At 63.9% G+C, this 12,790-nt stretch carries 13 protein-coding genes; 5 read left to right on the top strand and 8 right to left on the bottom strand.

From position 1 onward, the window contains the following. Positions 1 to 2 precede the first annotated feature (2 nt). Both AC1RUK_RS15225 and AC1RUK_RS15220 read right to left on the bottom strand, forming a co-directional pair. A complete protein-coding gene (locus AC1RUK_RS15225) occupies positions 3 to 1,232 on the bottom strand; it encodes an FAD-dependent monooxygenase (protein WP_481834966.1) in 1,230 nt (409 codons plus the stop codon). A 13-nt stretch (positions 1,233 to 1,245) separates the two neighbouring features. Beyond that, complete coding sequence (locus AC1RUK_RS15220) at positions 1,246 to 1,491, bottom strand: zinc-finger domain-containing protein (RefSeq protein ID WP_481834967.1); 246 nt, start codon at positions 1,489 to 1,491, stop codon at positions 1,246 to 1,248. Positions 1,492 to 1,692: 201 nt separating this feature from the next. On the opposite strand from AC1RUK_RS15220, the gene AC1RUK_RS15215 reads away from it, so the two are divergent. Beyond that, entirely contained in the window at positions 1,693 to 3,894 is a 2,202-nt protein-coding gene (locus AC1RUK_RS15215) for an RNA degradosome polyphosphate kinase (protein ID WP_481834968.1), read from the top strand. Further along, positions 3,891 to 5,423, top strand: coding sequence for an exopolyphosphatase (gene ppx / locus AC1RUK_RS15210; RefSeq protein ID WP_481834969.1), 1,533 nt, complete (start codon positions 3,891 to 3,893; stop codon positions 5,421 to 5,423). The genes AC1RUK_RS15215 and ppx overlap by 4 nt, the downstream gene beginning before the upstream one ends. Before the next feature lie 24 nt (positions 5,424 to 5,447). Here the strand turns inward: ppx and AC1RUK_RS15205 are convergent, their stop codons facing one another. The 3 genes from AC1RUK_RS15205 to fumC all read right to left on the bottom strand — a co-directional run bounded on the left by AC1RUK_RS15205 (position 5,448) and on the right by fumC (position 7,953). After that, positions 5,448 to 5,870, bottom strand: a complete 423-nt coding sequence (locus AC1RUK_RS15205; protein ID WP_481834970.1) for a DoxX family protein — start codon at positions 5,868 to 5,870, stop codon at positions 5,448 to 5,450. A gap of 144 nt (positions 5,871 to 6,014) precedes the next feature. After that, positions 6,015 to 6,437, bottom strand: a complete 423-nt coding sequence (locus AC1RUK_RS15200; protein ID WP_436174337.1) for a DoxX family protein — start codon at positions 6,435 to 6,437, stop codon at positions 6,015 to 6,017. A 118-nt stretch (positions 6,438 to 6,555) separates the two neighbouring features. Beyond that, on the bottom strand, positions 6,556 to 7,953 hold the full coding sequence (gene fumC, locus AC1RUK_RS15195) for a class II fumarate hydratase (RefSeq protein WP_481834971.1): 1,398 nt from the start codon (positions 7,951 to 7,953) through the stop codon (positions 6,556 to 6,558). A 198-nt stretch (positions 7,954 to 8,151) separates the two neighbouring features. Between fumC and AC1RUK_RS15190 the strand changes: the two genes are divergently transcribed. Beyond that, positions 8,152 to 8,544 (top strand): hypothetical protein, encoded by a 393-nt coding sequence (locus tag AC1RUK_RS15190; protein ID WP_481834972.1) that lies wholly within the window; start codon positions 8,152 to 8,154, stop codon positions 8,542 to 8,544. A gap of 57 nt (positions 8,545 to 8,601) precedes the next feature. Here AC1RUK_RS15190 and AC1RUK_RS15185 read toward each other — a convergent pair whose 3' ends face one another. Both AC1RUK_RS15185 and betI read right to left on the bottom strand, forming a co-directional pair. Next, on the bottom strand, positions 8,602 to 9,375 hold the full coding sequence (locus AC1RUK_RS15185; protein ID WP_481834973.1) for an SDR family NAD(P)-dependent oxidoreductase: 774 nt from the start codon (positions 9,373 to 9,375) through the stop codon (positions 8,602 to 8,604). An 86-nt stretch (positions 9,376 to 9,461) separates the two neighbouring features. After that, positions 9,462 to 10,076: a choline-binding transcriptional repressor BetI gene (gene betI, locus AC1RUK_RS15180; RefSeq protein WP_481834974.1), complete on the bottom strand. Its 615-nt coding sequence runs from the start codon at positions 10,074 to 10,076 to the stop codon at positions 9,462 to 9,464. Between the two features lie 107 nt (positions 10,077 to 10,183). Between betI and choX the strand changes: the two genes are divergently transcribed. Both choX and AC1RUK_RS15170 read left to right on the top strand, forming a co-directional pair. Continuing rightward, positions 10,184 to 11,122, top strand: coding sequence for a choline ABC transporter substrate-binding protein (gene choX, locus AC1RUK_RS15175; protein WP_481834975.1), 939 nt, complete (start codon positions 10,184 to 10,186; stop codon positions 11,120 to 11,122). Positions 11,123 to 11,127: 5 nt separating this feature from the next. Then, a complete protein-coding gene (locus AC1RUK_RS15170) occupies positions 11,128 to 11,961 on the top strand; it encodes an alpha/beta fold hydrolase (RefSeq protein WP_481839490.1) in 834 nt (277 codons plus the stop codon). 6 nt (positions 11,962 to 11,967) lie between these two features. Here AC1RUK_RS15170 and AC1RUK_RS15165 read toward each other — a convergent pair whose 3' ends face one another. Further along, positions 11,968 to 12,747 (bottom strand): NIPSNAP family protein, encoded by a 780-nt coding sequence (locus tag AC1RUK_RS15165; protein WP_481839491.1) that lies wholly within the window; start codon positions 12,745 to 12,747, stop codon positions 11,968 to 11,970. Positions 12,748 to 12,790: the final 43 nt, after the last annotated feature.

Raw genomic sequence — 12,790 nt, 5'->3', positions numbered from 1 at the left:
TTTCACGTTTCGTCAGCCCGCCACCCATAAAGCCAGTCCAAATCCGCCGCGAGCTTCTCCGGCGCCCGCATCTTCAGGAACAGGTTGCGCGCCAACGCCACCGGACCTGCAGCATGCCAGGCAAGGCGGTTGACGGCGCCGCGACGTGCGGCCTTGGCGACACGCGGCCGTCGCAAGCCTTCCCAGATTTGAAGACTTCCGGCCAGGTCGGCAGGGGAGGCGGCAATGACGTCGGCAAGTGTCGCTGCGTCTTCGATCGCCATCGCCGCGCCCTGTGCCGCGAAGGGCGTCATCGCATGCGCGGCGTCGCCGATCAGCGCGATGCCGTCCGGCGTCGTCCAGGGCTGCTTCGGGTCGACCGTATGGATCGGCCAGGCCATCCACGGGCTGGCTTCCTCGGCCAGGCGGGCAAGTGCAGGCGCGGTGCCGCGCATGGCCTCGGTGAGGATGCTGGTATCGGCATGGCCCGACCACGCCTCGGCGATGCGCTCGCCTTTGGTGAAGGCGGCGAGGTTGAAGGCAGTACCCCGGCTGACCGGATACGCGACCATGTGGAAACCGGGATGCAGGAAGGTGGTGACTGCGTTCACGACGCCGACGGCGGCAAAAGCCTTGCCGGCGGCACAGTCGGCTGGAACCGTGGTACGCCAGGCCAGCTCGCCCGAAAAACGGCTTTTGCCGGAAATTGCCCTTTGGTCAGAGAACCGCTCCCGGACCCGCGACCAGACGCCGTCGGCGCCGACCAACAGCGATCCTTCGACTTCGACGGTCTTGCCGTCGGCTTCGGCCGTCACGGCGATGCCGTGCGGTCCGGTGGCGACGCTGCTGACGCGGGCGCCGGTGACGAGATCGATCCCCGGCCGCTCCGCCACCTGCGCCGTCAGCGCGGCCTGCAGGTCGGCGCGATGAGCGACGAGATAGGGCGCGCCCCAGCGGCTCTCGGCTGCCTGCCCGAGCGGCACGCGGGCAAGTTCGCTGAGCGTCGCGGCATCCTTCAGCACGACCGCTTCCGGCCGCACCGCGTGTGGCGAGAGCCGGTCGAGCACGCCAAGCTGGCGCAGGATGCGTGTTGCGTTGGGGGAAAGCTGGATGCCGGCGCCGGTCGCTTCGAGCTGTCTGGCCTGTTCGAACAGCTTTACCGGATAGCCGCGTGCGGCAAAGGCAAGGGCTGCGGTCAGCCCGGCGATGCCAGCCCCGGCGATGACAATTTGCCGGGACCGCGTGTCACTCATGGCGGCGAGGGAATCAGGCAGCCTGGTCGATATAGAAGCAGCCGGCGGGCTGCGTTTCCGTTGCCTTCAGCTTCGGCGAATAGCGGTAGAGCGTCGAGCAATAGGGGCAGACTTTTTCATTGTCGTCGCCCATGTCGAGGAACACATGCGGATGGTCGAAAGGCGGATTGGCGCCGGTGCACATGAATTCCCGGACCCCGATGTCGATCGCCGAATGGCCCGCATCGTTCTGGAAATGGGGAATGGAACCGCCTGCCATCGTCGTCTCCTTAACTCGGTCTCGTCTGCATCTGGATCATAACCCGCCTGTTTGCAAGATCGATGAAATGAAACTGTCGTAAAAGCCTGTCAGAGGATAAGTTAAGCCGGTTAACCGGCTTGAGCCTTTTGCAGTCAAGCGGAATCGCTTGGCGTCGCACAAATGCGACTAAAACAATGTGGCACGGGAAGAGCAGGAACCATGAACGAACTGAAGCCGGTGCAGAGCGAATTCACCACGGTGGAAAAGGCCAGCCCCCAGGGTGGCAACCCGGACCGTTTCGTCAACCGCGAGTTCTCCTGGCTGCAGTTCAACCGGCGCGTCCTCGAGGAATCGCTGAATGTGCATCACCCGCTGCTCGAGCGGGTTCGCTTCCTGTCGATCTCGGCCGCCAATCTCGACGAGTTCTTCATGGTCCGCGTCGCCGGCCTCGCCGGCCAGGTGCGCGAGGGCATCGCGCTGAAGAGCCCTGACGGCCGCACGCCTGAGCAGCAGCTCGAACAGCTGCTGCGCGAGGTCGAGCGCCTGCAGGAGGACCAGCAGAAGAGCCTTTCGGCGCTGATGCTTCTGCTCAACAAGGAAGGCATCGAGAGCATCACCCGCGACGCCCTGACCAAGGACGAGAGGACCTGGCTGGAAGAGCATTTCCAGGACCAGGTGTTTCCGGTGCTCACCCCGCTATCGATCGACCCGGCGCACCCGTTCCCGTTCATCCCCAACCTCGGCTTCTCGATGGCGCTGCAATTGCGCCACCGCAAGAATGGCGAGGAGATGAGCGCGCTGCTGCGCCTGCCGGTGGCGCTGAAGCGCTTCATCCGCCTGCCGGACCGCAAGAACCATGTCCGCTTCATTCCGCTGGAAGAGGCGGTCGGCCTCTATATCGGCAAGCTATTCCCCGGCTACGAGGTCAAGGGCTCCGGTACGTTCCGCCTCATCCGCGACAGCGATATCGAGGTTGAGGAGGAGTCCGAAGATCTGGTGCGCCTGTTCGAGACGGCGCTGAAGCGCCGCCGCCGCGGCTCGGTCATCCGCATCGAGTTCGACATGTCGATGCCGCCGGCGCTGCGCGACTTCGTCGCCGGCGAGCTTGGCGTCTCGTCGAGCCGCATCAGCGTGCTTACCGGGCCGCTGGCGCTCAGCCAGATCTCAGAGATCGTGGCGGTGGCCCGCGACGATCTCAAATTCATGCCCTACAATCCGCGCTTTCCCGAGCGCATCCGCGAACATGGCGGCGACTGTTTCGCCGCCATTCGCGAGAAGGACATCGTCGTCCACCATCCTTATGAATCCTTCGACGTGGTGGTGCAGTTCCTGCGCCAGGCGATGGCCGACCCGGAAGTGGTGGCGATCAAGCAGACGCTCTACCGCACCTCCAACGACAGCCCGATCGTGCGCGCGCTGGTCGACGCGGCCGAGGCCGGCAAGTCGGTGACCGCACTTGTCGAGCTCAAGGCGCGCTTCGACGAGGAAGCCAATATCCGCTGGGCCCGCGACCTGGAGCGCGCCGGCGTCCAGGTGGTGTTCGGCTTCCTCGAGCTGAAGACCCACGCCAAGATGTCGCTGGTGGTGCGGCGCGAGGACGGCAAGCTGCGCAACTACGTGCATCTCGGCACCGGCAATTACCATCCGGTCACCGCGCGCATCTACACCGACCTGTCCTTCTTCACCACCGACCCGACGATCGCCCGCGATGTCGCCCAGCTGTTCAATTTCATCACCGGCTATGCCGAGCCCGCCGAGGAGATGCGGCTGGCGATCTCGCCCTTCACGCTGCGCAAGCGCATCTTGAAACACATCTCGGACGAGGTTCAGCATGCGCTGGAGGGCCGTCCGGCCCGCATCTGGATGAAGATGAATTCGCTCGTCGACCCGATCATCATCGACGCGCTCTACGATGCCAGCCGTGCCGGCGTCGAGATCGATCTCGTCGTGCGCGGCATCTGCTGCCTGCGGCCGCAGGTGCCCGGCCTTTCCGAGAACATCAGGGTGAAGTCGATCGTCGGCCGCTTCCTCGAACACAGCCGCATCTACTGCTTCGGCAACGGCCATGGTCTGCCCTCGGACGGGGCGGTCATCTACATCTCCTCGGCCGACCTGATGCCGCGCAATCTCGACCGCCGCGTCGAGACCATGGTGCCGATTACCAATCCAACTGTGCATGAACAGATTCTTGGCCAGATCATGCTGGGCAACATTATGGACAACCAGCAAAGTTTCGACGTATTGGCTGACGGAACCTCCCGGCGCGTCGTGCTGGAGGAGGGCGAGGAACCGTTCAACGCGCAGGAATATTTCATGACCAATCCGAGCCTTTCCGGACGGGGTGACGCGCTGAAGTCGCACGCGCCCAAGCGCATCGCACAGTTCAAGCGCCGCAAGAAGAACGCAGCGACCGGCGGATGATTTCTACATCCCAGGGCCGGCTCCAGGATCGCCGACCGCTATCCATCATCGACATCGGCTCGAACTCGATCCGTCTTGTCGTCTATGAAGGGCTGGCACGCTCGCCGACCTTGCTGTTCAACGAAAAGATGCTGGCCGGCCTCGGCCGCGGCATCGTTTCGACCGGCAAGCTCGACCCCGAGGCGGTCACCCGCTCGATGGAGGAATTCCGCCGCTTCCGCGCGCTCTCGAACCAGGCCGGCGCCGAGCACATGTATGTGCTGGCGACCGCCGCCGCCCGCGAGGCGATAAACGGCCCCGACTTCATCCACCGCGCCGAGGACGTGCTGAAGACCGAGATCCGGGTGCTCTCCGGCCGCCAGGAGGCGCATTATTCGGCGCTAGGCGTCATCTGCGGCTTCCATCCGGCCAATGGTGTTGCCGGGGACCTTGGCGGCGGCAGCCTGGAGCTGATCGACATCAATGGCGAGGCGATCGGCGATGGCATCACGCTGCCGCTCGGCGGCCTGCGCCTGCAGGACATGGCGAAGAACTCGCTTGCCCAGGCAGCAAAGATCGTGCGCGAGCACCTGGCACGGGCAAAGCTGCTCAAGGGCGGACAGGGCAGGGCCTTCTATGCGGTCGGCGGCACCTGGCGAAACCTCGCCCGGCTGCACATGGAGATGACCAACTACCCGCTCGGCGTCATGCATCACTACGAGATCAGCGCCGACAGCGCCCAGAACTTCCTCAAGCAGGTGACGAAGGCCGAGATCGAGAAGGTCAGGGGCATCGAGGGCGTCTCCAAGAACCGCCGCTCGCTGCTGCCCTATGGCGCCATCGTGCTGCAGGAGATCATGGCGGCGATGCAGCCCTCGAAGATCGTCGTCTCGGCGCTCGGCGTGCGCGAGGGGTTTCTCTATTCGCTGCTGGACGAGGCCGAGAAGAAGGCCGATCCGCTGATCTCAGCGGCCGAGGAACTTGCCCGGCTGCGCTCGCGCTCGGTCACCCACGCGCATGAGCTGGTCGAATGGACCGGCAAGGCCTTCGCCGCCTTCGGCATCGATGAAACCGAGGACGAGGCGCGCTATCGCCAGGCCGCCTGCCTGCTGGCCGACATCGGCTGGCGCGCCCATCCCGAGTATCGCGGCAAGCAGTCGCTCAACATCATCGCGCACGCCTCCTTCATCGGCGTCGATCATCCCGGCCGCGCCTTTCTGGCGCTGGTCGGCCTGTTCCGCCACGAGGGCGTGTTCAACGAGGCTGTCCCGGAAATCCGCGGGCTGGCGACGCCCCGCTATCTCGAGCGCGCCCGCGTGCTGGCGGCGATGCTGCGCGTCGTCTATTTGCTGACGGCGGCGATGCCGGGCGTCATGCCCAGGCTAAAATGGGAACCCCGCCCCAACGGCTCGCTGGCGCTGATGCTGCCGGCCGCGCTCGCCGATCTCTATGGCGAACGGCCGGCCGGGCGGCTGGCACAACTGGCAAGGGTCACCGGCCGCCGGCTGGTGCTGGCGGTCGAAGGCGGGCCGAGTGTATCGGTGAAATAGCCTGCTCCGGTCTGAACAATAGGCTCAGGTGGCGTCAGCGCCGATCCCGAAGCTCCTCCCGTCGATCGCCCAGGCGCCTGCGCCGGCCATCGCCAGCGCCAGGAAGCCGCCAGCAATCGCAATGTCCTTCATCAGCATCTGCTGGTGCAGGAAAGCGAGCATCGGATCGTCGCCACCCTGGCCGTAGTGGCCGATGAAGCCGGCCGCGATGCAAAAAGCGGCGAGCAGCAGTGCCGCGATCCGCGTCTGCAAGCCGATGAGGATCGCGAGCCCAGCGATCAGTTCGAACAGGCCCGTGCCCCAGGCGGCGAGCGACGGCAACGGCAGGCCGAGACTGGCGAAATAGTCTGTTGTGCCGGAAATGTTGGCCAGCGCCTGGAAGCCGGATGGCACGAACAAAGCGGCGAGCAACAATCGGGACAAGAGAAGCAGCGCGTTGCGGGGCATGGTCACCTCCGTCGTCGGCGGCCGGTTGGTCGCCCGATGTCCTGATCCTAGCAGAAATCGGCAAATCGGGGCGCCTGGATCGACAACGAAAAAGCGGCGCGGAAAATTCCGCGCCGCTTCTTTCATGCGCATCCGGTAGGAGGTTCAGCCGCGCTTGGCGTCGACCGAATAGGCGCCGGCGCCCGAGGAAGCCAGCGCAATGAAGCCGCCGGCAATCGCCAGATTCTTCAGGAAGCTGATCATCTGCATCTGATCGGCCCAATTCATATGGGCGACCAGCCCGGTGGCGACGGTGAAGACCGCCAGCACCCAGGCGACGATGCGGGTCTGGAAACCGACGAGGATGGCAAGGCCGCCGAGCAGTTCGATGAGGCCAACGACAATGGCGGTTACGGTCGGCAGCGGCAGGCCGAGGCTGCCGAAATAGCCGGCGGTACCTGCGATCGCGGTCAGCTTGCCGAAACCGGACAGGAGGAAGATTGCCGCGAGCAGAACGCGGCCGAGGAGGATCGAGGCAGAGGCGTTGGAAGCAGCGCCGGAACCGGCGGCGGAAGTGTTGATGGACATGGCGGACTCTCCGGGGTTGGAATACCTGATCAGATAGTCCACACCGACTGTTCACCAAAGATGCCTATTCGGCGACAGTTCGTTCACCAGGATAACGTTTTTGTGATCGAGCGTGGCTTCAGCCAGGATGCGTCATGTCTTCCGGCCGCACCAGCCGGTCGTAGTCGGCCTCGCTGACCAGCCCGGTGGCCAGGGCTTCCTCGCGCAGCGTGGTGCCCTTCTTGTGCGCGGTCTTGGCGATCTTGGCGGCATTGTCGTAGCCGATGGTGGGGGCGAGCGCCGTCACCAGCATCAGCGACCGGTCGAGCGCCGCCTTGATGTTGTCCTCGCGCGCCTCGATGCCGACCACGCAATTGTCGGTGAAGGAGACCGAGGCATCGGCGAGCAACTGCACCGATTGCAGGAAATTATAGGCCATCAGCGGGTTGTAGACATTGAGCTCGAAATGGCCCTGGCTGCCGGCGAAGGTCAGTGCGGCGTTGTTGCCGAACACCTGCACGCAGACCTGCGTCAGCGCCTCGCACTGGGTCGGGTTGACCTTGCCCGGCATGATCGAGGAACCCGGCTCGTTCTCGGGCAGCGACAGTTCGCCGAGGCCCGAACGCGGGCCGGAGCCGAGGAAGCGGATGTCGTTGGCGATCTTGAACAGCGCCGCAGCCGCCGCGTTGATGGCGCCGTGCGAGAACACCATGGAATCGTGGGCCGCCAGCGCCTCGAACTTGTTCGGCGCGGTGACGAAGCCGATGTCGGTGATATCAGCGATGCGTTCGGCCACCTTTTCGGCGAAGCCGACCGGGGCGTTGAGGCCGGTGCCGACGGCGGTGCCGCCTTGCGCCAGCTCCTGCAGGCCGGGCAGGGTCATCTCGATGCGCTTGATCGACGAGGCGACCTGCGCCGCATAGCCGGAGAATTCCTGACCCAGCGTCAGCGGGGTCGCATCCTGGGTATGGGTGCGGCCGATCTTAATGATATGGGCGAACGCCTTGGTCTTGGCTTCCAGCGCTGCATGCAGGTGCTTCAGCGCCGGCAGCAGATCGTGGACGATGCGCTCGGCGCAGGCGATATGCATGGCCGTCGGATAGGTGTCGTTCGACGACTGGCTCATATTGACGTGGTCGTTCGGGTGCACCGGCTTCTTCGAGCCCATGACGCCGCCCAGAAGTTCGATCGCCCGGTTGGAGATCACCTCATTGGCGTTCATGTTGGACTGCGTGCCCGAGCCGGTCTGCCAGACGACCAGCGGGAAGTGGTCGTTGAGCTTGCCGTCGATGACCTCTTGCGCCGCTTCGATGATCGCCTTGCCGATCGCCGGGTCGAGCCGCTTCAAATCCATATTGGCTTCGGCCGCCGCCCGCTTGACGATGCCCAGCGCCCGGACGATCGAAGCCGGCTGCTTTTCCCAGCCGATCTTGAAATTGCCAAGCGAACGCTGCGCCTGCGCCCCCCAGTAACGGTCCGTGGCGACCTCGATGGGACCAAACGTGTCGGTTTCGGTTCTGGTCGTCTCAGCGCTCACTGGAGGTCTCCGGTTTTCGAAATTCGGCAACGGCGTATCGCGTTGCACAAATCGCTTCAAGCGGAGATTGCAGCCGGTGAGGATGCAAATCGGTTGAAGGCGTGGGCGCCCAAAAACTGGAAGTTGGCACGCCTGCCGGTTTTGACTTGCGATGACTGCTTGTCGTGATAACCTTGATGCAACCCTGGGGAGAATCCTATGGCTGATCAGTTTTTCATGGAAACACGTAGGCTCGTATTTGGCCCGCTTGTTCTGCTCGTCGCTGCCACGGCTGCCTTCTCGTATTTCCTGGGCGACGCACCCAACCTGCTCTTTTTGAAATTGACCGCGGTTCCGCTTTATCTGTTGGCTGGCCGGGCCATTTCGATGCTTTGCCCGCTGCCAAACGGCAATCAATTGAATCTGGCGTTTTGGGAAAGGCAGTTTCTGGATGCCCTCTTGCTTTCGTGTTGGCTGACAATAGCGATCTGGCAACCCGATAATAGCGCGGTCACAGTGGCGCGCGGGTTCTTCCTGTTCATCGCCCTCTATCTCGGTCTCATGTTTCTGCTGCGTTTGATCTTCAGAGCCAGGAAGTCACAACACGGCTGATGCAGGCTCGTCCCGCTTTTCTCCACAAGGGGAGAGGGTGGGGCACACGTCGGCGTTTCATCCAGCGGTGTATCCGCCATCGATGGCAAAGATACCACCGCTGGTCCAGGCGGCCTCGTCGCTGGCGAGATAGACGGCGATGCCGGCGAGATCGCTGGTCTGGCCGATGCGGCCGAGCGGATAGCTGCGCTCGACATAGGCTTTCAGCTCCGCCTGCGCTTCCGCCGGCAGGTTGACGATGGATTTGCGCCGCATGGCGGTGTCGACCGTGCCGGGCGCGATCGCGTTGACCCTGATGCCGCGCGGGCCAAGCTCGAAGGCCAGCGACTTGGTCAGCGAATTGAGGGCGCCCTTCGACAGCGAATAGAGGCTCGACGGCCGCTTCGGGATCATCTTGTTGGCGAAGTAGGACGAGATGTTGATGACAGAGGCGTTGACGCCGAGATGCGGCAGCAGGCGCTGTGTCAGGAAGAACGCCGCCGTCACATTGAGCGCGAAGGATTGCTGGAACTGCTCTTCTGTGACGCTCTCGAACGGCACCAGGAAGGCGACGCCGGCATTGTTGACGAGGATGTCGAGCGGCCGGCCCTGTTTCACATGGGCGGCGACGGCATCGATGCCGGCTGAAGCCGAAAGATCGGCCGACAGGGTTTCGACGCCGGCGCTGCCTTTCGCCTCGGAGGCCAGCGTCTGGCGCGCTGCCTCCAGCTTGCCGGCGTCGCGGCCGACGATCAGCACATCGGCGCCCTCGCTTGCAAATGCCTCCGACATCGCCAGGCCGATCCCGTCCGAACCGCCCGTCACCAGCGCCCGCTTGCCGTGAAGTCGCATGGGAATGATCCTGCCTATGCCATCGGCAGAGAGCACGCCGATCGGCTTTGTTGGTCAACCCAAAAGCCTATCCCGCAGTATGAACTTTATCCGGCCGAAACCAACCCGACCGGCGCAGGCCGCGGCATGGCGAGTTGCCCGGCGACATAGTCCTTGACCTGACGGACGGCCTGCTCGCGCGAGACGCTGCCCGGCTGCAGGCCAAGTCGCAGCCACAGCCCGTCGATCAGGGCGGTGACGCCAAGCGCGATATCGTCGGCCTCTTCGGGCGATGCAAGACCGCGCAGACCGGACAACAGGTTCGAGCGCATGCGTGCATGTATGACCTTCTGGATGCGGGCGAGCTTGTCGTCGCGCGGCACCTCCGCGCAGAGCGAAAGCCAGGCGTGGCAGAGAGGCGGCAGGAACAGATGCTCCTCGAAATTGCCTTCGATAACCGCATCCAGGCGCTCCATTGGCGTGCGCGCCCGCCGAAGCCGCGCGACCACTGCGTGGCACAGGACTGCGTTCGCCTCGCGCATTGCGTGCTCGAACAACTCCTGCTTGTTGCGGAAATAGTGCAGCACGATGCCTTTGGAGGCGCCGGCTTGGGCGGCAACCTTTTCCAGCGTCGCGCCGGCTATGCCTTCGCGCTCCAGGACCGCGAAGGCCGCCTGCCGCAATTCCCTGCGCCTGATATCGCTTATGCGGCTGAGCTTCACCGGAGAATCCACCTGTTCACGATTGCAGATTGACATTCTTATCCATTCAGATCAAGAATTGACCCATGGGACAATTATTAGTCCAAGCGGACAAGAGGAGACATCGCATGCATCGCATTCTGGCAACCGGGGTCTGCATGGCCGCGCTGGCGCTGGCCGCGAATGGCGCTCGCGCCGCCGAGGCCGAGCAGTGCAAAGCTGTCCGCATGGCCGAACCCGGATGGAACGATCTGGCCTTCACCACCGGCGTCGCCAATGTCCTGTTCGGCGCGCTCGGCTACCAGCCGCAGAGTTCGGTGCTGGGCATCAACGTCATCTACGAAGGCATGAAGAACAACGATCTCGACCTGTTCCTCGGCTACTGGGACCCGGCCATGGTCACCTACTACGAACCCTACAAGAAGGACGGATCGGTCGAGGACGTGCGCGTCAATCTGGAAGGCGCCAAATACACCTTTGCGGTTCCGACTTATGTCTGGGAGGCTGGCGTCAAGGATTTCGCCGACCTGCACAAGTTCGCCGACAAGTTCGGCAAGAAGATGTACGGCATCGAGCCCGGCTCGAACCAGCTGATGATGGACGCCATCGCCGATCCGTCGCTCGGCCTCGATGGCTGGCAGGTCGTCGAATCGAGCGAAGCCGGCATGCTCTCCGAGGTTGGTTACGAGATAAAGGAAAAGCAGTTCATCGTCTTCCAGGGCTGGGCGCCGCATCCGATGAACACGATGTACGACTTCAAATATCTGACCGGCGGCGACAAGTTCTACGGCCCGAACCTCGGCGCAGCCACGGTGACCACGCAGGTCCGCAAGGGCTATCTCGCACAGTGCCCGAATGCCGGGCAACTGTTGAAGAACCTCGCCTTCGACATCGATTTCGAGAATGTCGGCATGAGCTATCTGATCAATGACGGCATGAAGCCTGAAGAGGCGGGACTGAAGGCGATCACGCTGAACAAGGACCGTCTCGACGCCTGGCTCGCCGGCGTCACCACCTTTGACGGCAAGCCCGGGCTCGCCGCGGTGAAGGAAAAGCTCGGCCTGTGACCACAATGGATGCCTTGGCGGAGCAGGACACGCTCAAGGAACAGGACGCCTGGGCCGGTCGCAAGCAGTTCGTCGACATTGGCGGCATCGAGATCGCCTATGTCGAGATCGCCGGAGACGGGCCGGCGCTACTGCTGGTCCACGGCTTCACCGACACCAGCCGCAGCTTTTCGCTGCTGGCGCCGCATCTGGCCTGCCGGCACCTGGTCATTCCGGACCTGCGCGGCCACGGCGCCTCGCAAGCGGGCAGGGGCTGCGGCGTCGCTGATTTCGCCGGTGATATGGCCGGACTGATCCAGCGCTTGCGGCTCGACCGGCCGGTCGTCGTCGGCCATTCGCTCGGCGCCATGGTGGCCATGGAACTGGCCGCTCGGCACCCGGAGCTCATCGGCGGGCTGGTCGTCCTCGCCGGCACGTTGAGGCCTGGTTTCGGGCGGGATCATCCACTGGTCGCTGGTGTTGAGGCACTGCGCGATCCGATCTCGCCGGCCGATCCGTTCTATGACTGGTGGCATGCCTGCCGGCCTGGCGTGCCCCACCCCTTTCTCGCCGGCCTGGCGAAGGACGCTTCGGCGATGCCTGCCGCGCGCTGGCGCGCGGTTCTGGAAGAGATCCGCTCGGCCGATCTGACCGAAGCGGCGCGGACCGTGCGAATCCCAACGCAGATCATCGCCGGTGCCTGCGACCCGCTGTTCGGCGAGGCGCACCAGCAGGCGCTGCTGCGTACCCTTCCTTATGCCTCCTTTGTTCAGGCGGAGGGCTGCGGCCACAATCCGCACTGGGAGGATCCGGCACTTGTTGCTTCGGCCATCGTCGGAAAATTCGGGGCAGCGGCCTGACGAGAGTTACCTCAGCAACGATTGCGCGGTTGGTGAAAGCCGCAGGGTCTGTGTCGGTCTGGCGCGGTTCGGCTCCGCTGCCTGTTGGAACGCCTGCCATGCCGGCGAACCGGCGAGCGCTGTTTTGTGGCGGTCATGCGCCTCGTCGCTGTCGAACCCGATGACGCCGATGAAGACGTTTTGGCCTGATCGCACCGGCAAGCGCGGAAAGCTGTTTTCGGCGTGTTCGGTGATGAAGGCGCCGAGCAGTCTTGCGCCGAGCGTCTTGAGCAGCGGAACGGCTCCGGTTTCGAAGTTTTCGGCAAAGCCAGCCTCGCTGCCGGGCCGCAGATGATGAATCTCAATCACAACGATTTCCTTCAAGCGACTGTCATCGCTTGGCTTTTCCTGATCCGCCGCATCAGCTCTTCGCGAGCCCGATAGGTCGAAGCCGGCACCCGGCCATGCCGGTTTCAGCAGCAACACGTCGTCGGAATCGATCATCGTGGCGTTGGCGGCGTCGCGCCATGCGGCCCATACCGGTCCGTCATAGAAGGCGGTGAGCGCTTCTTTCCTCGCGGCCATGCCGTCAAAGCCGCGCATCCAGACGAACATGTCGGGCCGGTCGAGGTCGCGGAACTGGCCGATGATGGTCATCCCAGCCGCTTCCTGGCCCTCGATCAGATGGCTGTCGAAGATTTCGATCAGCGTGTCACGCCGGCCGGATTTTAGTGTGTACTGCCGCAGTTCGACCACGGGCGAGGCGAGCAGGCCGGCTGTTGCAGGGGCATTCACGGGCAGGTTCATCGCGCACTCTCCAAAACAGGATGATCGTCCTGTTTGTAAAACA

Source organism: Mesorhizobium monacense (assembly GCF_056781675.1).
Note: the sequence above shows the minus strand (reverse complement) of the source record. Positions and strands in the feature narration are given on the sequence as shown.

What these genes read in the sequence shown, in the direction of transcription:
- AC1RUK_RS15225 (WP_481834966.1), bottom strand. Translation starts at nt 1,232, where the DNA reads ATGAGTGACACGCGGTCCCGGCAAATTGTCATCGCCGGGGCTGGCATC.
- AC1RUK_RS15220 (WP_481834967.1), bottom strand. Translation starts at nt 1,491, where the DNA reads ATGGCAGGCGGTTCCATTCCCCATTTCCAGAACGATGCGGGCCATTCG.
- AC1RUK_RS15215 (WP_481834968.1), top strand. Translation starts at nt 1,693, where the DNA reads ATGAACGAACTGAAGCCGGTGCAGAGCGAATTCACCACGGTGGAAAAG.
- ppx (WP_481834969.1), top strand. Translation starts at nt 3,891, where the DNA reads ATGATTTCTACATCCCAGGGCCGGCTCCAGGATCGCCGACCGCTATCC.
- AC1RUK_RS15205 (WP_481834970.1), bottom strand. Translation starts at nt 5,870, where the DNA reads ATGCCCCGCAACGCGCTGCTTCTCTTGTCCCGATTGTTGCTCGCCGCT.
- AC1RUK_RS15200 (WP_436174337.1), bottom strand. Translation starts at nt 6,437, where the DNA reads ATGTCCATCAACACTTCCGCCGCCGGTTCCGGCGCTGCTTCCAACGCC.
- AC1RUK_RS15190 (WP_481834972.1), top strand. Translation starts at nt 8,152, where the DNA reads ATGGCTGATCAGTTTTTCATGGAAACACGTAGGCTCGTATTTGGCCCG.
- AC1RUK_RS15185 (WP_481834973.1), bottom strand. Translation starts at nt 9,375, where the DNA reads ATGCGACTTCACGGCAAGCGGGCGCTGGTGACGGGCGGTTCGGACGGG.
- choX (WP_481834975.1), top strand. Translation starts at nt 10,184, where the DNA reads ATGCATCGCATTCTGGCAACCGGGGTCTGCATGGCCGCGCTGGCGCTG.
- AC1RUK_RS15170 (WP_481839490.1), top strand. Translation starts at nt 11,128, where the DNA reads ATGGATGCCTTGGCGGAGCAGGACACGCTCAAGGAACAGGACGCCTGG.
- AC1RUK_RS15165 (WP_481839491.1), bottom strand. Translation starts at nt 12,747, where the DNA reads ATGAACCTGCCCGTGAATGCCCCTGCAACAGCCGGCCTGCTCGCCTCG.